This window comes from Candidatus Ulvibacter alkanivorans (assembly GCF_003333325.1).
GTDB lineage: Bacteria > Bacteroidota > Bacteroidia > Flavobacteriales > Flavobacteriaceae > Ulvibacter_A > Ulvibacter_A alkanivorans.
This window is the reverse complement of record NZ_QOLC01000106.1, coordinates 1-18,907: the sequence shown is the minus strand read 5'-3', so window position 1 is coordinate 18,907 and position 18,907 is coordinate 1. Positions and strand designations below refer to the sequence as shown.

20 protein-coding genes and 5 tRNA genes are annotated in these 18,907 nt (G+C 40.9%); 24 read left to right on the top strand and 1 reads right to left on the bottom strand.

The window, feature by feature from the left end:
* Positions 1 to 62: 62 nt before the first annotated feature.
* Complete coding sequence (locus tag DWA30_RS12400) at positions 63 to 1,349, bottom strand: exo-beta-N-acetylmuramidase NamZ family protein (protein WP_114492856.1); 1,287 nt, start codon at positions 1,347 to 1,349, stop codon at positions 63 to 65.
* Between the two features lie 10 nt (positions 1,350 to 1,359).
* Between DWA30_RS12400 and DWA30_RS12395 the strand changes: the two genes are divergently transcribed.
* The 24 genes from DWA30_RS12395 (at position 1,360) to rplJ (ending at position 18,819) form a co-directional block, all read left to right on the top strand.
* Positions 1,360 to 2,601, top strand: coding sequence for an ABC transporter permease (locus DWA30_RS12395; RefSeq protein WP_114492855.1), 1,242 nt, complete (start codon positions 1,360 to 1,362; stop codon positions 2,599 to 2,601).
* A gap of 232 nt (positions 2,602 to 2,833) precedes the next feature.
* Positions 2,834 to 3,817 carry a PLP-dependent cysteine synthase family protein gene (locus DWA30_RS12390; protein WP_114492854.1) on the top strand — a complete coding sequence of 328 codons (984 nt, stop codon included), beginning with the start codon at positions 2,834 to 2,836 and terminating at the stop codon, positions 3,815 to 3,817.
* Positions 3,818 to 3,922: 105 nt separating this feature from the next.
* Complete coding sequence (locus DWA30_RS12385) at positions 3,923 to 4,255, top strand: DUF202 domain-containing protein (protein WP_245933914.1); 333 nt, start codon at positions 3,923 to 3,925, stop codon at positions 4,253 to 4,255.
* Positions 4,256 to 4,298: 43 nt separating this feature from the next.
* Positions 4,299 to 5,594, top strand: a complete 1,296-nt coding sequence (locus DWA30_RS12380) for a DUF2851 family protein (protein WP_114492852.1) — start codon at positions 4,299 to 4,301, stop codon at positions 5,592 to 5,594.
* 19 nt (positions 5,595 to 5,613) lie between these two features.
* Positions 5,614 to 5,844 (top strand): PspC domain-containing protein, encoded by a 231-nt coding sequence (locus DWA30_RS12375; RefSeq protein ID WP_114492851.1) that lies wholly within the window; start codon positions 5,614 to 5,616, stop codon positions 5,842 to 5,844.
* On the top strand, positions 5,841 to 6,851 hold the full coding sequence (locus DWA30_RS12370) for a potassium channel family protein (RefSeq protein WP_114492850.1): 1,011 nt from the start codon (positions 5,841 to 5,843) through the stop codon (positions 6,849 to 6,851). Before DWA30_RS12375 ends, DWA30_RS12370 begins: the two co-directional genes overlap by 4 nt.
* Positions 6,852 to 6,954: 103 nt before the next feature.
* Positions 6,955 to 8,580, top strand: coding sequence for an alanine/glycine:cation symporter family protein (locus DWA30_RS12365; RefSeq protein ID WP_114492849.1), 1,626 nt, complete (start codon positions 6,955 to 6,957; stop codon positions 8,578 to 8,580).
* Between the two features lie 58 nt (positions 8,581 to 8,638).
* Positions 8,639 to 9,514: a helix-hairpin-helix domain-containing protein gene (locus tag DWA30_RS12360; RefSeq protein ID WP_114492848.1), complete on the top strand. Its 876-nt coding sequence runs from the start codon at positions 8,639 to 8,641 to the stop codon at positions 9,512 to 9,514.
* A 43-nt stretch (positions 9,515 to 9,557) separates the two neighbouring features.
* Complete coding sequence (locus tag DWA30_RS12355) at positions 9,558 to 10,724, top strand: acyl-CoA dehydrogenase family protein (RefSeq protein ID WP_114492847.1); 1,167 nt, start codon at positions 9,558 to 9,560, stop codon at positions 10,722 to 10,724.
* Positions 10,725 to 10,754: 30 nt separating this feature from the next.
* Positions 10,755 to 12,176, top strand: coding sequence for a carboxypeptidase-like regulatory domain-containing protein (locus tag DWA30_RS12350; protein ID WP_114492846.1), 1,422 nt, complete (start codon positions 10,755 to 10,757; stop codon positions 12,174 to 12,176).
* A 77-nt stretch (positions 12,177 to 12,253) separates the two neighbouring features.
* Positions 12,254 to 12,448 carry a 30S ribosomal protein S21 gene (gene rpsU / locus DWA30_RS12345; RefSeq protein ID WP_114492845.1) on the top strand — a complete coding sequence of 65 codons (195 nt, stop codon included), beginning with the start codon at positions 12,254 to 12,256 and terminating at the stop codon, positions 12,446 to 12,448.
* Positions 12,449 to 12,571: 123 nt separating this feature from the next.
* Complete coding sequence (locus DWA30_RS12340; RefSeq protein ID WP_114492844.1) at positions 12,572 to 13,465, top strand: tyrosine-type recombinase/integrase; 894 nt, start codon at positions 12,572 to 12,574, stop codon at positions 13,463 to 13,465.
* Positions 13,466 to 13,578: 113 nt separating this feature from the next.
* Positions 13,579 to 13,881 carry a ribosome hibernation-promoting factor, HPF/YfiA family gene (gene hpf / locus DWA30_RS12335; RefSeq protein ID WP_114492843.1) on the top strand — a complete coding sequence of 101 codons (303 nt, stop codon included), beginning with the start codon at positions 13,579 to 13,581 and terminating at the stop codon, positions 13,879 to 13,881.
* A 101-nt stretch (positions 13,882 to 13,982) separates the two neighbouring features.
* A tRNA-Thr gene (locus DWA30_RS12330) sits at positions 13,983 to 14,056 on the top strand.
* Between the two features lie 40 nt (positions 14,057 to 14,096).
* Positions 14,097 to 14,178 (top strand) — tRNA-Tyr (locus DWA30_RS12325).
* Positions 14,179 to 14,485: 307 nt separating this feature from the next.
* Positions 14,486 to 14,558, top strand: a tRNA-Gly gene (locus tag DWA30_RS12320).
* A gap of 93 nt (positions 14,559 to 14,651) precedes the next feature.
* Positions 14,652 to 14,723 (top strand) — tRNA-Thr (locus DWA30_RS12315).
* Between the two features lie 55 nt (positions 14,724 to 14,778).
* Positions 14,779 to 15,966, top strand: coding sequence for an elongation factor Tu (gene tuf, locus DWA30_RS12310; protein ID WP_114492842.1), 1,188 nt, complete (start codon positions 14,779 to 14,781; stop codon positions 15,964 to 15,966).
* A gap of 227 nt (positions 15,967 to 16,193) precedes the next feature.
* Positions 16,194 to 16,266 (top strand) — tRNA-Trp (locus DWA30_RS12305).
* A gap of 15 nt (positions 16,267 to 16,281) precedes the next feature.
* Positions 16,282 to 16,503 carry a preprotein translocase subunit SecE gene (secE, locus tag DWA30_RS12300; RefSeq protein ID WP_245933913.1) on the top strand — a complete coding sequence of 74 codons (222 nt, stop codon included), beginning with the start codon at positions 16,282 to 16,284 and terminating at the stop codon, positions 16,501 to 16,503.
* Positions 16,504 to 16,505: 2 nt separating this feature from the next.
* A complete protein-coding gene (gene nusG, locus DWA30_RS12295; protein ID WP_114492840.1) occupies positions 16,506 to 17,060 on the top strand; it encodes a transcription termination/antitermination protein NusG in 555 nt (184 codons plus the stop codon).
* A gap of 70 nt (positions 17,061 to 17,130) precedes the next feature.
* Positions 17,131 to 17,568: a 50S ribosomal protein L11 gene (rplK, locus tag DWA30_RS12290; RefSeq protein ID WP_114492871.1), complete on the top strand. Its 438-nt coding sequence runs from the start codon at positions 17,131 to 17,133 to the stop codon at positions 17,566 to 17,568.
* Positions 17,569 to 17,589: 21 nt separating this feature from the next.
* On the top strand, positions 17,590 to 18,285 hold the full coding sequence (gene rplA / locus DWA30_RS12285) for a 50S ribosomal protein L1 (protein WP_114492839.1): 696 nt from the start codon (positions 17,590 to 17,592) through the stop codon (positions 18,283 to 18,285).
* A gap of 12 nt (positions 18,286 to 18,297) precedes the next feature.
* Complete coding sequence (rplJ, locus tag DWA30_RS12280; protein ID WP_114492838.1) at positions 18,298 to 18,819, top strand: 50S ribosomal protein L10; 522 nt, start codon at positions 18,298 to 18,300, stop codon at positions 18,817 to 18,819.
* The last annotated feature ends 88 nt before the right edge of the window (positions 18,820 to 18,907 follow it).

The window sequence follows — 18,907 nt, the reverse complement described above, 5'->3', positions numbered from 1 at the left end:
AGAAACTATGAGTGTATAGGCTCACGCTTTTTGATCGAAAATTTTAAATAGCAACAAACCCATTACGGATACAACAAATAGGCCTGTCGCATTGTATCGTAGGATTCTAAATCACGCAACCAAGTAGCTCTAATTTCGGGGTACGTATAACCTTGTTCAATTTGTTCCTGCAACTTTTTAGTGCCAGCCAACTTGGTAAAGAATGGATTAAAGAACTCGGGCTTTTTTCCGAAGCCAACATAGGCCTCAATCAACCACTCTAGATTCAATTTGTTTAATCGTTTGCTATCGCGAAGATCAAGTCCGTTACATTGCTCACCCTTGAACTTCGGATAGGTAGCCCCTTCGTTTGCTTGTGGCGTAAACTGAAACGGGAAATAGGCTTTTGGTAACGCTGGTGCTCCGAAGATCTGAAACTGCATATCGGTACCTCTACCTGCACTCACCACAGTTCCTTCAAAAAAACACAAACTTGGGTATAAATTTATAGCGGTATCGTTAGGCAGGTTAGGAGATGGTTTTACAGGTAGCGAATAAGCTGTGTCGTGGGTGTAGTTTTCCATTTTTATAACGGTCAAATCACACTGAAGTCCGTTGCTTAGCCAGCCTTCTCCGTTGATCATTTGAGCGTATTCACCAATGGTCATCCCATGCACTACAGGCACCGGATGCATACCTACAAAACTCGAATGTTCCGGCTCCAGTATAGGACCATCGATATAATGTCCATTCGGATTGGGCCTGTCGAACACCAATACCGGGATACCGGCTTCTGCACATGCCTCCATTACATAATGCAAACTAGAGATATAGGTGTAGAACCGAGCTCCTACATCTTGAATATCGAAGATCATTATTTCGATACCTTCTAACTGCTTGGAAGATGGTTTTTTATTGTTGCCGTAGAGCGAGATGATAGGAAGTCCGGTTTTTGTATCGATCCCATCCTTCACCAACTCACCGGCATCGGCAGTACCTCTAAATCCGTGCTCGGGTGCAAACACATTCCGCACGGCTATATCGTTTCCAACTAAAAAATCGACCAAATGTTGGTCTTTTTGAATGGCTTGTAATTCAGCGTTTGGCGGATTCACACTTTCGGCAAAACGCAATATGGAAGTTTGATTTGCCACGACTCCAACATTCTTGCCGTCTAAGAGCGGGAGATAGTTGGTGGGTTGTTCTGCACCGGTTCGCAACAAATTTTCGGCTATGTTATCAACCGCCACCGTATCGTGTATCACAATACTATCGTCTGTTGCTTCGTTTGAGTCTTTGGTCTGACTTCCGCAGGAAAAACAAACCAGAACACATAATAATAATGTATTTTTGAAAAAAGTAAATCGCATAAAGTAGCTCGTGAATTTCGAATTTTTTGTCGCTCGCCGCATCGTTACGGCCAAGGATCATAAAAGTAGTATTTCGGCACCAATAATAAAAATTGCTATTACAGCAATTATTATGGGCGTGGTCGTTATGCTTATTTCGGTGGCCACCGGGGTCGGACTTCAGAAAAAAATAAAAGAAAAAGTTTCCGCTTTTAACGGCGACATCCTAATCACTAACTTCGACACCAACTTTTCTAACGACTCTCAGATCCCTGTCTCTACAGCGCAAGACTTTTATCCAAACTTTACATCGGTCGATAATATAAGACACATCCAGGTCACTGCCTCTAAAGGAGGGGTGATTCGAACCGCAACCGATTTTGAAGGCGTAGTGGTTAAAGGAGTTGGGGCCGATTACGATTGGCGCTATTTTACCGATTTCTTGGTAGAAGGCCGGCTGCCCGAAGTAAGCGGCGAACTAAACAACGAAGTATTGATCTCTTCCTACTTGGCAAATCGCTTACAACTTGATATTGGCGATACGATCGCTACCTTCTTTCTAAACGAAAAAAGTAAAGAGACCCTTAGAACCAGAAGTAGAGGCTTCGAGATCGTTGGTATCTATAACAGCGGGTTCCAAGAATTCGACCAACAATTCCTTTTAGCCGATATTCGACACATACAAAGTTTAAATAGATGGGAACCCAACCAGGTGGGCGGATTTGAAGTTTTTGTTGAAGATTTCGACGCCATCGAAGAAACCGGGAACGCGGTATATGCCGAGACCCAAAGCTTGCTCGACACCCAAACAATTCGGCAAAAATATTATTCCATATTCGAATGGTTGGACCTGTTCGATTTTAACATCGCACTTATCATTGGCATCATGATCTTGGTGGCAGGAATCAATATGATCACGGCCTTGTTGGTCTTGATACTAGAACGCACCCAAATGATCGGTATCTTAAAAGCCTTAGGAAGCAGCGATTGGAGCGTTCGCAAGATATTCTTGTATAACGCAATGTACCTTATTGGTGTTGGATTATTTTGGGGAAATATTATTGGAATTGGATTGTTGTTACTCCAAAAACAATTTAAGCTGTTTCCCTTGGACCCAAATACCTATTACGTTAGCGAAGCACCTGTCTATTTGGACATAGGGTACATCGCACTCCTTAATTTGGGCACCTTTATACTGTGTTTGGTCATGTTATTAGTGCCCTCTTATATTATTTCTAAAATATCTCCCGTAAAAGCCATCCGTTTCGAATAAGTGGGGCGTGCCCCGCCTGTGGCGGGTCGGGCTATCCGCTATATCTTTTTTTGAGGCGCCAAACGCTCTAAAAAAAGGATGCCGCTGCTACAAGCCTGCCGGTAGGCAGGTCCCTCACGCTGCTTCCGCTGTTTTGTGAAGCGGGTTGTTTATTTAAACCAATGAGTTTAGTACCTTTGCAACCGTTTAAAAAATGAGATTCATTTTTTTCAGAAAACAATAAAGAAATTGCATGGAATACGCAGAGAATATATTAGGAACCATCGGTAATACGCCTTTGGTAAAGATCAACAAATTGGCAGCTTCCATTCCCGGCTTGGTATTGGCGAAATACGAAACCTTTAATCCGGGAAATTCGGTAAAGGATCGTATGGCTGTTAAAATGATCGAAGATGCCGAAGCCGATGGTCGTTTAAAACCGGGAGGCACCATTATAGAAGGGACCAGCGGGAATACCGGGATGGGACTCGCCCTGGCTGCCATTGTTAAAGGCTATAAGATGGTGTGTGTAATTAGCGATAAACAAAGTAAGGAGAAGATGGACATACTGCGTGCAGTAGGCAGTGAAGTAATCGTGTGTCCTACCGATGTAGAACCCGATGATCCACGTTCTTATTATTCAACTTCCAAACGTCTGGCCGAAGAAACACCTAATAGTTGGTATGTAAATCAGTACGACAACCTAAGCAATACCAAGGCACATTACGAAAGTACCGGACCGGAGATCTGGAAACAAACCGATGGTAAAGTAACACACTTCGTAGTAGGTGTAGGAACCGGAGGAACGATAAGTGGAGTGGGGAAATACCTTAAAGAAAAGAACCCGGATATTAAGGTATGGGGAATAGATACCTATGGCAGTGTGTTTAAAAAATACCACGAAACAGGAATCTTCGATGAAAAAGAGATCTATCCGTATGTAACCGAAGGTATTGGCGAAGACATTCTTCCCAAGAACGTGAACTTCGATATTATCGACGGATTTACAAAAGTAACCGATAAGGAAGCGGCAATTTACACCCAGAAACTGGCAAAGGAAGAAGGGATGTTTCTTGGAAATTCAGCAGGAGCAGCCATGAAAGGCCTGCTTCAGTTAAAAGAACACTTTAACGAAGATGACGTGATTGTAGTGCTCTTCCACGATCATGGAAGTCGCTATGTTGGGAAGATGTTCAACAACGAATGGATGGAGAATATGGGCTACATCGAGTCGTAAAATCCTTCCGAAGAAAATTTATAATCCCGCTTCATTGTATATGGAACGGGATTTTTTTATTTTTAGAGTGTAATGAAATCGAAAGCCAAACAACTTTTTAGGTTTTTGCGAACCAAACCCGTTCCGGTCAATACCCGAGAGATACTGGCATTAGAACGAACAAAATTAGCGAACGAACGCACCTTGTTGGCCTATATACGCGCGTCATTGTACCTGCTGTTGGGTGGATTGGCATTGCTGCAATTACAAGAATTTAAACAAATACAATGGTTGGGGTATGTGGCCTTGGTCATTTGCGTGTGCTTTCTTGCCATCGGCATCTCGAGGTTTATCTTGCTGAAACGTAGACTGTACAAATGGAACAAGATATTGTTCGTAGATACCCTATCAGATCCAACGACCGAGAACGAGTCGGTCGATTCCAAAGAAAACGAATAACGATACTTCCTTCTTTCTTCAACTCCCCACTTGAGTTACATTTATGAAAGAAGATTTTTTGCACTACATATGGAAGTTTCAAAAATTTGAAACCCAAAAGCTTCGATCCGTTTGCGGGCAATCCATCTCAATTGTTGAGGTAGGACAGCATAATTTTGATTCCGGTCCTGACTTTTTTAATGCCAAATTGATCATAGATGGACAGTTATGGGCTGGCAATATTGAGATACATGTGGAAGCCTCCCAATGGTATTCCCACAATCATGATATAGATGTTGCCTACGACACCGTAATATTGCACCTCGTTTGGGAACACGATACCGATGTATTTCGTAGTGATAGTTCAAAGATCCCGGTGCTTGCCCTAAAAGAACGCGTAGCCACACATACGCTTCGATCCTATCGCAACTTGTTTGAAAGCACTAAAGATTGGATCAACTGTGAAGGGTCTTTCGATAAGGTGCCGTCCTTTGTGGTTGAAAACTGGTTAGAACGTTTGTATCTAGAACGTCTGGAACAAAAAATGAACGAAATTCTACAGGCGCTAACGGCTTCAAAAAATCATTGGGAAGCTTTGATGTTCCGATTGTTGTGTAAGAATTTTGGATTAAAAGTGAATGGCGCTCAATTCTATGGTATGGCGCAATGGCTGCCATTTTCCATAGTTCAAAAATGTCGTAACAATGTGTTGGATCTAGAGGCGCTTTTATTTGGCGTGTCCGGTTTGCTCTCAAAACCACAGGAAGATGCGTATTTTAAAGAGTTACTCAAGCGATATCGTTATCTGTGTACGAAATTTAACCTGCGACCACCCTTGATCTTACCGCCTAAATTCTTTCGATTACGACCGGCCAATTTTCCAACGATCCGTTTGTCGCAATTGGCAGTCTTATACAGCAGCAAACAGCATATATTCGCAACGAGCAACGCGATGAAAAGCATAGACGCGTATTATGACTTTTTTACTGTAGCTGCTTCCACCTATTGGGATACGCATTATAACTTCGGAACGACTTCAAAACAACGTAAGAAACGAGTCACTAAGAAGTTTATCGACCTGCTTTTAATCAACACCCTATTACCAATTCGGTTTTGTTATGCGAAACAAAGAAACACCGATGTTTCCGAAGAAATAGTCGCCCTGGCGACAACCATCGCAGCCGAGCATAATACGATCGTAAAAAAATTCAATGCACTGCAACCGGTTGCAGAAAATGCATTACAATCGCAAGGACTTATTCAGCTAAAGAATGAATACTGCAATCAGTTGCGTTGTTTGCATTGTGCCATAGGAAATAGTGTTTTACAATCTGCTGATCACGACATTCGATTTCGATAAAAAATAGTAATTTGCAAGCATGTTGCAATTCGTTTATAAGATTCGTCACTATCTCGAGAAGCATGGGTTTTATGTGAGTTCTCGTTTGGCAGACCGCTTAGGGATGCGAGCAAAAAGTGTACGATTATTTTTTATTTATGTCTCATTCGCCACCTTAGGCGTGGGCTTTGCAATTTATTTGACCTTAGCATTTTGGTTAAAACTAAAGGATCTGGTCTACACCAAACGCACATCGGTTTTTGATCTATGAAAAGAATATTTCAATCTAAAATATGGGGGGCGTTATTTCTACTGCTTGTAGTCTTTATGGCAGGCGTTTTAGGCTATCGTTTCTTTTCAGAATATACCTGGATAGATGCCTTCTATATGACCGTGATCACCATTACTACAGTGGGGTATGGAGCCGTACAGCCTTTAGAACCTATGGAGAAGGTGTTTACGTCGATCTTAATTATATCGAGCATCTTTATTGTAGGATATGCGATCTCTGTAATTACCGAATACATTTTAAGCAATAATAACATTGGTAACTTACGCCAAAAGCGGGTGCGAAAAATTATTAAGAATATGAAAGATCATGTGATAGTTTGCGGATTTGGCCGTAACGGAAAACAAGCTGTGCAAAAACTGCAGGCGTACAAACAACCCTTTATCGTTGTTGAAAAAAGTGAAGAAATGGTATCGCGTTTCGAAGACGATAACATGCTGTTTGTAAAAGGCAATGCCATAGAGGATGAGGTGCTTATTGAGGCGGGCATTGAGAAAGCCGCTACCTTGATCTGTGCCTTGCCCAGCGATGCCGATAATTTGTTCATCGTGCTGTCGGCAAGACAGATGAATAAGAACTTAAAGATTATTAGTCGTGCTACCGAAGAAACCAGCTACCATAAATTAAAATTGGCAGGAGCAGATAATGTGATCATGCCCGATAAGATAGGAGGTGATCATATGGCTTCGTTGGTAGTGACCCCGGATCTGGTCGAATTCTTAGATAACTTGTCGGTGTCCGGCGAGGAAGACAGTATGAATGTTGAGCAAATATCGTTCGATGCTATTTGTCCCGATGGTGATGAAAAAGCCATAAAAGAGTTGGATGTACGTAAAAAAACGGGTTGTTCCATTATTGGATACAAATCCCCCGAAGGAGAGTATATCGTAAACCCGGAACCAACGTTGATCGTAAAAAAAGAATCCATGCTTATAATGATAGGACGTCCCAATCAGATTGATCGCTTAAAAAAGTTCTACGGTGTTTAAGAAATCGTTAACAATTTAACGGGATACAATTTGAATTCGCTTATTTTTTTTGCATCTTGTCGCCTTAATTTTCAAAAAATCTAATAACTAACGTACAGTTACAATGAAGCGAATACTTCTTTCCCTATTAACAATTATTACACCATTAGTAACATTTGCACAAGAACAAAGTACCTCAGAGGCTATAGACGAAACCTTCCGTAATTATACGGGATGGTTTGTAGAGGCTATTTTCTATGAGATCCCTTTTACCGAAACCTTTCAAATACCTTGGGTACTTATCGTTTTAATTGGCGGTGCGTTGTACTTTACCGTTTACTTTAAACTTATCAATTTTACAGGCTTTTGGACCGCAATTAAAGTGGTACGTGGCCAATATGAAGATATTGAAAAACACGGAGCCGATACCTTATACGGCGATCCTACCGATAACGAAGGTGAAAACATTATAGAAACCATTCGCGATGATAGTGCCGATGGTGAAGTGTCGCACTTTCAAGCCTTGACCGCTGCACTTTCGGCAACGGTTGGATTAGGAAATATTGCAGGAGTAGCGGTGGCACTTTCTATTGGTGGCCCCGGAGCTACATTCTGGATGATATTAGCAGGATTGTTAGGTATGGCATCCAAATTTGCCGAATGTACCTTAGGTGTAAAATACCGTGATGTAGGTGAGGATGGAACCGTATATGGTGGTCCCATGTATTACTTAAGCAAAGGACTAAAAGAAAAAGGCGCAGGAGGTATTGGTAAGGTATTGGCCGTATTGTTTGCGATCTTTGTTATTGGAGGTTCGTTTGGTGGTGGAAATATGTTCCAGGCCAATCAAGCAGCAGCACAGTTTGTAAAATTATTCGATTTTCAAAATGACAATGCCGGGATGTTCTTCGGAATTGGAATGGCAGTATTGGTAGCGATCGTGATCATAGGTGGTATTAAGCGTATCGCTTCTGTTACCGAAAAGATCGTTCCGTTTATGGCAGGGATCTATGTTTTGGCAGCCTTGATCATCTTAGGCGCCAATTTCCCATTGATCGACGATGCCTTCGCATTGATCTATGAAGGAGCCTTCTCCGGATTAGGAATTGCAGGCGGACTTATTGGAGTTATGATTCAAGGTATTAGACGTGGTGCATTCTCGAACGAAGCAGGGGTTGGTTCTGCGGCCATTGCACACTCGGCAGTACGTACAAAATATCCGGCCAGTGAAGGAATTGTTGCATTGCTAGAACCTTTCGTAGATACTGTTGTAATTTGTACAATGACCGCCCTAGTGATCATTATCACGAACTTCGATGGTAGTTTTATGGAATACGGTACACCAATCGCAGAAGGAGTTGAATTAACAGCCACAGCCTTTGACAGTGTGATTCCACACTTTTCTATTATATTAACGATTGCTGTTATTCTATTTGCTTTTTCTACTATGATCTCATGGTCGTACTACGGAATGCAAGGTTGGAAGTATCTCTTCGGAAGAGGAAAAGTAACCGACATGGTTTATAAATTCTTGTTCCTAATGTTCGTAATCATTGGTGCATCCATTAGTTTGGGCGCAGTGATCGATTTCTCAGATGCTATGATCTTCGCGATGGTTGTTCCTAACATCATAGGGGTGATTTTACTTACACCTGTGGTGCGAAAAGAGCTAAAAAAATATATGGACGCGATAAAAACTAAAAAGTCGGCACTCGAAGAAGGTGCAGAAGATATTAACAAGCAGCTGTAACACGCTAATTTTTTATATCTTTATACAAACTTCAACTCCTCGCAATAGCTAAGGAGTTATGAGTTCACTAAAATCCCATTTCATGTTCAACAGGCAACAGCGAAATGGGATTTTACTTTTGGTAGTGCTCAATCTTGCCGTATTATATATATACTGTTTTGTAGATTTTTCCGAAGAACCACTACTCGATATAAGTTCGCCTACTATAATCGCAATGCAGCAGGAGCTCGACTCCTTGCGACTGGAAAAAGGAAAGGCGCGTCGGCCTAAGGTCTACCCCTTCAACCCTAATTTCCTGACGGAATATAGAGCGTATACCTTGGGAATTCCTTCCGAAGCAATAGAAAAGCTCAATGCCTTTAGGGCGAAAGACCAGTGGGTAAATTCGGCAACCGACTTTCAAAAGGTTACAGGTATTTCCGACTCGCTTCTGAAAGTTGTGAGTCCGTACTTTAAGTTTCCCGAATGGGTGAACCGTTCTAACTACAAACCGAAGTCGTATACAAAACCGAGCAAGGCCTTGGCATTTTCTGAAAAAACCGACCTAAATAGTGCTACGGAAGCCGGTTTGCAAGAGATCTATGGTATTGGTCCTGCATTGAGTAAACGTATTGTGTCCTATCGAGAATCAATAGGTGGGTTTTCTAACGATGTTCAATTATATGCTGTGTATGGTTTGAGCGATTCGGTGATTGCAAGAATTCGAAATCGGTTTACAGTGAAAAGCCCAAAATCATTGGTTACTTATTCGGTGCACACGGCCTCTGCTTCAGACATTGCTACCATCCCTGGGATTTCATTTGAACTGGCAAAAGAGATTTGGGAGTTCATAAAATTAAGAGATGGAAACTTCGACTTTTCAGAATTGACTAAAATTGAGGGAGTCACTCGAGGGAAATTACAGCTAATTCAACTATATTTGTCTGTCGAATAATAATTGCTTCCGCAATCCCCAAACCCAATTAAAAATAGTGTATATGAGTAGTATGTATTTTACAGAAGAACATGATTTTTTTAGAAAAAGCTTTCAAGATTTCTTGCAAAAAGAAGTGGTACCCCATATAGAGAAGTGGGAAGAGACCGGGCATATTGAGCGATTTATCTGGGAAAAGATGGGAGAGATGGGATATTTTGGGTTAAACTATCCAGAGAAGTACGGCGGACTAGACCTGGATCTATTTTATACTGTGATCTTCTTAGAAGAACTACAAAAGATAAATAGTGGCGGTTTTGCGGCTGCTATGTGGGCACACGCCTACTTGGCCATGACCCATTTGGACAAAGAAGGAAATGAGGCTCAAAAAGAAAAATACCTAGCACCTAGTATTAGTGGTGAAAAAATAGGCTGTTTGTGTATCACCGAACCTTTTGGTGGAAGTGATGTTAGTGGAATGCGAAGTACTGCCGTTAAAAAAGGCGACACGTATATTTTGAATGGATCTAAGACCTTTATTACTAATGGTGTCTATAGCGATTACCTAATTGTGGCAGCGAAAACAGCGCCAGAACTAGGTAACAAAGGGATAAGCATTTTTGTGGTCGATCGTGAAGCTTCAGGAATATCGGCTACCAAGCTAGATAAATTGGGTTGGCGCGCAAGTGATACCGGTGAGATCGCATTCGATAATGTTGAGGTGCCGGCCGAAAATTTAATGGGGGAAGAGAATATGGGCTTTCCGTATATCATGCAGCATTTTGCGTTAGAACGTCTAATTATGGGTATTAATTCGCATGCAAGAAGTGAGTGGGCACTCGATTATACGATTCAATACATGAAAGACCGAGTTGCCTTTGGCAAATCGATTTCAAAATTTCAAGCCTTGCGTCATAAGGTTGCTCAAATGGCATCGGAGATCGAGGTGTGTAAAACGTTTAATTACGTTACTGCCAAGCGACTTAACGATGGGGAATATGTGGTAAAAGAAGCGACCATGTCTAAACTTATTTCTACTAAAGTGGCTGACGAGGTAGCTTACGATTGCTTGCAAATGCTAGGTGGATATGGTTATATGGAAGAGTATCCTTTAGCTCGAAATTTGCGTGATAGTCGATTAGGCCCTATAGGCGGTGGAACCAGTGAGATTCTTAGAGAGATCATTGCGAAAATGGTAATGGACGGTAAAACCTATAAGCCCGCTACCTGATTCTAAATTCTTTTCAGTAAATTACATCCCATGAATTGGAATGCCCTAAAACGTTTACTTGCAATTGCAATACTGCTGTTTGGTGCTACTACCATCGCCCAAACAGAGCTCGAAGGAAAGGTGGCCGACTTTCTTACCTTCGCTCCCATTGAAAGTGCGAGTGTGTATGTTCAAAATTCTACGATAGGAACCATCACCAACTCCGATGGGAATTTTAGTTTGGTCGTTCCGCAACGGTATGTAAACGATACCTTAGTGATTTCTTCTATTGGCTATAAAAGTTTTAAAACTCCGGTAAATGAGTTCGATCCATCGATCGATATCTTCTTGGAAGAGGATATTGCCTCTTTGGATGAAGTATTGATCGTCGCAGACCCAAGACCAACTACCGGGAACGGAATTGTGACAAGAGCAATTGAACGCTTGCCTCGAAATTTACCCGAAACTCCCTATTTGCAAAAAGGGTTTTTGCGCCACAAGGAACGTAACAAAAAACAATACAAATGGCTTATAGAAGCAGCGATCACTGTCTACGACTCCAGTTATGCATCAGGAGCAGAAGACAATCTAAAGATCAATGTGGACGAGATTAGAAAAAGTTATGATCTACGCGATGTAGACAGTCTGTTTTCGTACAGTGCTTATTTAAAGAATACCGCAGGCTATACCAATGTTAGGTCCAAGTCGTTGAACCGAGATACCATACGCACCAGCTCATTGATTAAAGCGATAAAGTGGAACGATAGACGAATCAACGGACTCGACAATCTATTTAAAGGACGATTGAATCTTGTGCGTAACGTGAATGACACTCGTGCCTTATTTGGCGAAGATATACTAGATAAACATCAGTTTCAGTTAGATACGGTTTTGGTCGAGAATGGCAGAAAGCTCTATAAGATCAAGATCATGGAAAGTGAGGATTTTATTGGACTTGGAACCCAAGGCGTCTATAATGAAGGCTATCAAGCCGAAGGGTGGCTGTACATTTACTGGGACACCTATGCGTTTAAAAAGATCGAGTATAATCTGGTTGCAGCTTCCGCAGCACAGAAAAGCCGAAGTAAAAGCTTATTCGATACACAAGTAAATCATAAATTAGTGATCGATTATAGGGAGTTCGACGGTAAAATGTACCCCAGTTATTTTTATTACGAAACCCCAAAATTAGTGAATATTGGAGATCGATCTTCCGATAAGACCACAGAAGAGGCGATGGCCGATAAGGACGAACAATTTTACTACACCATTCAAGAGATTTTGTTTACCGAAGTGATTCAAGATTCCGAAGCGATAGAAAATGCGTTGCAAGAGGATTGGTCTGCCGATCTGTTTTCACCGCAACCATACAATGCAGCCTTTTGGAAAAACTACAATGTGCTACTCGAAAGTAAAGAGGAAGAAAAACTGATACAAGATCTAAGTAGAAGAGCTTCTTTATTTGAACAATGATTTTTTAACTTTCATTCCCGGTAATTAAAAATTTAGTTTTATCTTTGCCGTCCCAAAAGAGAGGAGGTGATGACACTATGTTAATAATACCAGTAAAAGACGGAGAAAATATCGATAGAGCCCTTAAGCGTTTCAAGCGTAAGTTTGATCGTACGGGTACAATGCGTCAACTTCGTGCAAGACAAGCTTTCACAAAGCCTTCAGTAAAAAGAAGAAAAGAAATTCAGAAAGCAGAGTACATCCAGAATCTACGTGATCAAGAAGAGATCTAGACACGATGTACTATATACATATATAAAATCCGTTGAGCTTTCAACGGATTTTTTTTATGCTTCGATTGACGAAATTACGTATCTTTAAAACCTATCGTTTCGTTGCCCAATAAAATCACCTACATGCCGTTTGCCAAATTTATCGACTACCTCACTCTCGAAAAAAAATATGCGGCACATACAATTACGGCTTACACCACCGATCTAGAAAGTTTCTTGCAATTCGCTTCGGAAGAATTTGACTACAAAGATATAAAGTCGGTAAACTATAGCATCATTAGAAGTTGGATCGTGGCTTTGGTCGATGCCAATGTTTCTAACCGAAGTATTAATAGAAAGATCTCATCCTTACGTTCCTATTATAAGTTCCTTTTAAAGACAAAGCAGATCGAAGTAAGTCCCTTGGCGAAGCATAAGGCATTAAAGACCTCTAAGAAGATTCAAGTTCCTTTTTCAGAAAAAGAAATAGAACAAGTACTTACCTTGCTGGAAGAGGCCGATGGGTTCGAGGGCATCCGTAATAAACTTATCGTAGAGTTGTTTTACAGTACCGGAATGCGACGCGCAGAATTAGTTAATCTTAAGGTAGATGCTGTTTCTATAGCGCAGCGCACGATAAAGGTATTAGGGAAACGGAATAAGGAGCGTATAATTCCATTGTTACCAATGGTAACTACCACCATTCAATCGTATTTAAAGCAACGAGAGGCTTTAGAAGCATTGCAAGATCCCGATTATTTATTACTCACGAAGAAGGGCGTTAAAATTTATGAAACCCTTGTCTATAGAATTATAAATTCTTACTTTAGTAAGGCATCCGAGAAGGTAAAGAAAAGCCCACATATTTTAAGGCATTCCTTTGCTACGCATCTGTTGAATGAGGGTGCAGATTTAAATGCGGTCAAAGAACTGCTAGGGCATTCGAGTTTGGCATCGACGCAGGTCTATACCCATAATAGTATAGCTACATTAAAGCAGGTATATCAAAACTCACATCCCCGAAATTCAAACGAATAATAACTTGATGTTCTTGATGCGAGAAAACTTCCTTCTAGTGCCTTTTTCAAGTTGCAAATAATTACTTCGGAAGGGATTGAAAAAAACGCAAGAGCATAAAACCGAAATGACCTATGAAAGTAAATGTGCAAGCTCCCAATTTTACAGCTAAAGATGAATTGTTGCTCTTTGTAGAAAAACGACTTTCTAAATTAGAACAATTCTACGATAAGATTATCTTTGCAGATGTATTTCTGAAAGTACAGAAAACCAGTGAGAAAGAGAATAAGAATGTTGAAATATTATTAAGCATTCCTAAGGGCGATCTCATTGTAAAAAAGGAAGGGAAATCTTTTGAAGAAGCAACCGATGTATGCGTCCAATCCTTAGAGCGACAATTAAAAAAACGAAAACAAAAACAACGTGCATATTTATAGTAGAATTTTTTAAAAAAAGTTTTGTAGAAAAAATAAATTCTCTACATTTGCAGTCCGTTAGAAATAGCGGACTTTTTTATGGCTAAAAAGTTACATAAAAAGCCGATGTAGCTCAGCTGGCTAGAGCAGCTGATTTGTAATCAGCAGGTCGTGGGTTCGAGTCCCTCCATCGGCTCTTTAAAAAAGTAAAAAAGTTGTTCATATACATATGGTTTGGGGAGATACTCAAGCGGCCAACGAGGGCAGACTGTAAATCTGCTGACCTAGTCTTCGCAGGTTCGAATCCTGCTCTCCCCACAAAGAATTTAAGCAACAGGTGTCAAAAGCTCGCTTTTGTAAGGCTGCGAATTAAATTCTTTGTTTAGGGTCTCCCTAAACGGATCACCGAGCGGATGCGAGGTAATCGAGGGTCTCCCTAAACGGATCACCGAGCGGATGCGAGGTAGTCTTATAAAGGATCACGAGCGTAGCGAGTAACCTAAGGGTTTCTCTAAGCAGATCATCAATAAAACTTGAATCACAATAAAGGTTGTGACAACGCTAAAGAGGTGATCTAATTTTGAAATATTGAAAGTTTGAATTCATTAATACGAATTCGTAAAAAGCGGGAGTAGCTCAGTTGGTAGAGCGTCAGCCTTCCAAGCTGAATGTCGCCGGTTCGAACCCGGTCTCCCGCTCTAATTTTCCTGCAGTCGTCTGCGCCAAAGCAATAGCAGGAGTGCAAGGCAGGAATCTCTTCCTTTTTGTAAGGAGAAGATAGAATACTTTACGCCGGTGTAGCTCAGGGGTAGAGCGTTTCCTTGGTAAGGAAGAGGTCATGAGTTCAAATCTCATCATTGGCTCAACTAAGAAATACAATTGAACACTATTATATAACTAAGATTAAATTAATACAACATGGCAAAAGCAACATATGATCGTTCGAAGCCCCACTTAAATGTAGGTACAATCGGACACGTAGATCACGGTAAAACAACGTTAACAGCTGCTATTACTAAAGTAATGGCAGATGCTGGTTTTTCAGAAGCTCGTTCTTTCGATCAAATCGATAACGCGCCTGAAGAAAAAGAAAGAGGTATTACTATCAACTCTTCACACGTAGAGTATCAAACTGCAAATCGTCACTATGCACACGTTGACTGTCCAGGTCACGCCGATTACGTAAAGAACATGGTAACTGGTGCTGCACAAATGGACGGAGCTATCTTGGTGGTAGCTGCTACAGATGGTCCAATGCCGCAAACACGTGAGCACATCCTTTTAGGACGTCAGGTAGGTATTCCTCGTATCGTTGTATTCATGAACAAAGTGGATATGGTAGATGATGATGAATTGTTAGAATTGGTTGAAATGGAAATTAGAGACCTTCTTTCTTTCTACGAGTATGACGGTGATAATGGTCCTGTGATCGCTGGTTCTGCACTTGGTGCATTGAACGGTGAGCAAAAATGGGTAGATACGGTAATGGAATTGATGGAAGCTGTTGATAACTGGATCGAAGAGCCACAACGTGAGATCGATAAGCCATTCCTTATGCCTATCGAAGATGTATTCTCTATTACTGGTCGTGGTACTGTAGCAACCGGACGTATCGAAACAGGTGTTGCAAACACTGGAGATCCTGTAGAGATCATTGGTATGGGAGCTGAAAAATTAACGTCTACTATTACTGGTATCGAAATGTTCCGTCAAATCCTTGATAGAGGTGAGGCAGGAGATAACGCAGGTATTCTTTTAAGAGGTATTGAGAAAACTCAAATCTCTAGAGGTATGGTAATCTGTAAGCCAGGATCGGTAACTCCTCACGCTAAGTTTAAAGCAGAGGTTTACGTTCTTAAAAAAGAAGAAGGTGGTCGTCACACACCATTCCACAACAACTACCGTCCACAGTTCTACGTTCGTACAACAGACGTAACTGGGAACATCAACCTTCCTGATGGAGTTGAAATGGTAATGCCAGGTGATAACCTTACAATTACTGTAGACCTTATCCAGCCTATCGCATTAAATGTTGGTCTTCGTTTTGCTATCCGTGAAGGTGGTAGAACAGTAGGTGCTGGTCAGGTAACTGAGATTTTAGACTAATTTAAGTCAAAAGATAGTAAGTCAAAGGTGTTCCGATTTTTCGGAACGCCTTGACTTTTATAACGGGTTTAGCTTGACCTAGACATTTTCAGGTCGTAAGAGCTGATCAAGTTAATCGGGTTTACCTGCCTGCCGGCAGGCAGGGCTCAGAACTGAGCTGAAGTATATAGGTGAACCAAGATAGTGAAGTATTTGAGGCAATAGTTGGAGAGTACTATCATTATAATACGGGTTTAGCTCAGTTGGTAGAGCACTGGTCTCCAAAACCAGGTGTCGGGAGTTCGAGTCTCTCAACCCGTGCAGATTGAAGTTTTGATGGCTTCAGAAAGAATTAAACACCAAGTAACAATGGTAAACTATATTAAAGAATCGTATAACGAACTAAAAAACCACGTGACCTGGACGCCATGGCCGGAGGCTCAGCGACTAACTGTTATCGTGGCAGTATTCTCTATTGTACTAGCGTTGGCTGTATGGGGAGTAGATACTGTATTTAGTGGTGTTATCGAAGCTTATTTTAATTGGATCAAGTCGTAAACATGACTGAAACTAAAAGTACAAAAAAGTGGTATGTGGTCCGTTCGGTTAGTGGACAGGAAAACAAGATTAAATCGTATATCGAATCTGAGATTACGCGATTAAATCTTGAAGATTATATTGAAAAAGTTCTTGTACCGACCGAAAAGGTGATTCAAATTCGCAATGGAAAGAAAATTAACAAAGAGCGTGTTTACTTTCCGGGATACATTATGATCCAAGCGAGTTTGGCCGGAGAAATACCGCATATTATTAAATCGATCAACGGAGTGATTGGCTTTTTAGGAGAAACCAAAGGAGGTGATCCTGTGCCATTACGACAGTCTGAAGTAAACAGAATGTTAGGTAAGGTTGATGAATTATCGGTGAAAGATGATAACGTCAATATACCTTACGTTATTGGTGAAACCGTAAAAGTGATCGACGGGCCGTTCAACGGATTTAACGGAACGGTAGAAAAGATTAATGAAGAAAAACGCAAGCTTGAAGTGATGGTTAAGATCTTCGGAAGAAAGACACCATTAGAATTAAGCTATATGCAAGTAGAGAAAATTTAATTGTTACACGCTATATAATAGGTTGTTTCTTAGGCTTCCACTCAAGAAAAACCGCATTAAAATTAAACAAATGGCAAAAGAAGTAGGTAAAGTAGTAAAGTTGCAAGTTCGTGGAGGAGCCGCTAATCCGTCTCCACCAGTTGGACCCGCTTTAGGTGCTGCCGGTGTGAACATTATGGAGTTCTGTAAGCAATTTAATGCTAGAACTCAAGACAAGCAAGGAAAAGTATTGCCAGTGCAGATTACAGTGTATAAAGACAAGTCGTTCGACTTTGTTATTAAAACACCTCCTGCCGCTGTACAGATCCTTGAAGCTGCCAAGACCAAGAAAGGGTCTGGGGAGCCACATGTTAAAAAGGTAGCATCCATTTCATGGGACCAAGTAAGAGCAATTGCAGAAGACAAAATGCCCGATCTTAATGCATTTACCGTAGAGTCTGCTATGAAAATGGTAGCAGGTACTGCACGATCAATGGGAGTGAAAGTAAAAGGTACTGCACCTTTTTAATCAAGAAAAAGAATCTATAAAATGGCACGATTAACTAAAAAGCAAAAAGAAGCCTTGCTAAAAGTAGAGGATAAAACCTATACTGTAGCCGAAGCTTCAGCTTTAATAAAAGAAATCACCAACGTAAATTTTGATGCCTCTGTAGACCTGGCGGTTCGTCTTAACGTGGATCCACGTAAAGCAAACCAAATGGTAAGAGGGGTTGTTACCTTACCACACGGTACTGGTAAAGATGTAAAGGTGTTGGCATTGGTAACTCCCGATAAGGAGGCCGAAGCCAAAGAAGCCGGAGCAGATTACGTTGGATTGGACGAGTACCTCGATAAAATTAAAGGAGGTTGGACAGATGTTGACGTGATTGTAACTATGCCAAGCGTAATGGGTAAATTAGGACCATTAGGACGTGTTTTAGGTCCTCGTGGATTAATGCCTAACCCAAAGACTGGTACAGTGACGATGGACGTTGCTAAAGCTGTTTCTGATGTAAAAGCCGGTAAGATCGACTTTAAAGTTGATAAAACAGGTATCGTACATGCTGCGATCGGAAAAGCATCTTTCGATGCAGAGAAGATTGCCGGAAACGCAAGAGAATTATTAACTACACTAGTAAAACTGAAGCCTCAAGCGGCTAAAGGTATCTATATTAAAAGCATTTATATGTCTAGCACCATGAGTCCTAGCGTAGAAATCGATACCAAACGTTTCACTGAGCAGTAATCATTAGAAATTATGACAAGAGAAGAAAAATCACAAGTAATTGAAACTCTAACTGCACAGTTGTCCGATACATCTATTATTTATTTAGCAGATATTTCAGGGCTTGATGCAGGTAGTACAACTAACTTACGTCGTGCTTGTTTTAAAGCCGGTGTAAAGTTGGCCGTAGTTAAAAACACCTTGCTCTCGAAAGCAATGGAAAGCTCAGATAAGGAATTCGGTGAATTGACCGACGTTCTTAAAGGCAACACTTCTTTGATGTTCTCAGAAACCGGAAACGCTCCGGCCAAAGTGATCAAAGAATTCAGAAAAAAATCTGATAAGCCTTTATTAAAAGGAGCTTTTATCGAAGAAGCCATCTACATTGGTGACGATCAATTGGATAAATTGGTTGAGATCAAATCTAAGGAAGAATTACTTGGAGAGATTGTTGGCTTACTTCAATCACCTGCTAAAAATGTTATCTCTGCTCTTAAGAGTGGTGGAGGAACCATTGCAGGTATTGTTAAAACGCTTTCTGAAAGAGAAGGATAATAACTTAGCACTAATTAAATTATATAAATACAAATTATTTTAAAACGATAGAAAATGGCAGATTTAAAAGATTTCGCAGAACAATTAG

Bases quoted from the DNA above. Each gene is read 5' to 3' on its own strand.
- DWA30_RS12400 (WP_114492856.1), bottom strand. From the start codon at position 1,349: ATGCGATTTACTTTTTTCAAAAATACATTATTATTATGTGTTCTGGTT.
- DWA30_RS12390 (WP_114492854.1), top strand. From the start codon at position 2,834: ATGGAATACGCAGAGAATATATTAGGAACCATCGGTAATACGCCTTTG.
- DWA30_RS12380 (WP_114492852.1), top strand. From the start codon at position 4,299: ATGAAAGAAGATTTTTTGCACTACATATGGAAGTTTCAAAAATTTGAA.
- DWA30_RS12375 (WP_114492851.1), top strand. From the start codon at position 5,614: ATGTTGCAATTCGTTTATAAGATTCGTCACTATCTCGAGAAGCATGGG.
- DWA30_RS12370 (WP_114492850.1), top strand. From the start codon at position 5,841: ATGAAAAGAATATTTCAATCTAAAATATGGGGGGCGTTATTTCTACTG.
- DWA30_RS12365 (WP_114492849.1), top strand. From the start codon at position 6,955: ATGAAGCGAATACTTCTTTCCCTATTAACAATTATTACACCATTAGTA.
- DWA30_RS12360 (WP_114492848.1), top strand. From the start codon at position 8,639: ATGAGTTCACTAAAATCCCATTTCATGTTCAACAGGCAACAGCGAAAT.
- DWA30_RS12355 (WP_114492847.1), top strand. From the start codon at position 9,558: ATGAGTAGTATGTATTTTACAGAAGAACATGATTTTTTTAGAAAAAGC.
- DWA30_RS12350 (WP_114492846.1), top strand. From the start codon at position 10,755: ATGAATTGGAATGCCCTAAAACGTTTACTTGCAATTGCAATACTGCTG.
- rpsU (WP_114492845.1), top strand. From the start codon at position 12,254: ATGTTAATAATACCAGTAAAAGACGGAGAAAATATCGATAGAGCCCTT.
- DWA30_RS12340 (WP_114492844.1), top strand. From the start codon at position 12,572: ATGCCGTTTGCCAAATTTATCGACTACCTCACTCTCGAAAAAAAATAT.
- hpf (WP_114492843.1), top strand. From the start codon at position 13,579: ATGAAAGTAAATGTGCAAGCTCCCAATTTTACAGCTAAAGATGAATTG.
- tuf (WP_114492842.1), top strand. From the start codon at position 14,779: ATGGCAAAAGCAACATATGATCGTTCGAAGCCCCACTTAAATGTAGGT.
- secE (WP_245933913.1), top strand. From the start codon at position 16,282: ATGGCTTCAGAAAGAATTAAACACCAAGTAACAATGGTAAACTATATT.
- nusG (WP_114492840.1), top strand. From the start codon at position 16,506: ATGACTGAAACTAAAAGTACAAAAAAGTGGTATGTGGTCCGTTCGGTT.
- rplK (WP_114492871.1), top strand. From the start codon at position 17,131: ATGGCAAAAGAAGTAGGTAAAGTAGTAAAGTTGCAAGTTCGTGGAGGA.
- rplA (WP_114492839.1), top strand. From the start codon at position 17,590: ATGGCACGATTAACTAAAAAGCAAAAAGAAGCCTTGCTAAAAGTAGAG.
- rplJ (WP_114492838.1), top strand. From the start codon at position 18,298: ATGACAAGAGAAGAAAAATCACAAGTAATTGAAACTCTAACTGCACAG.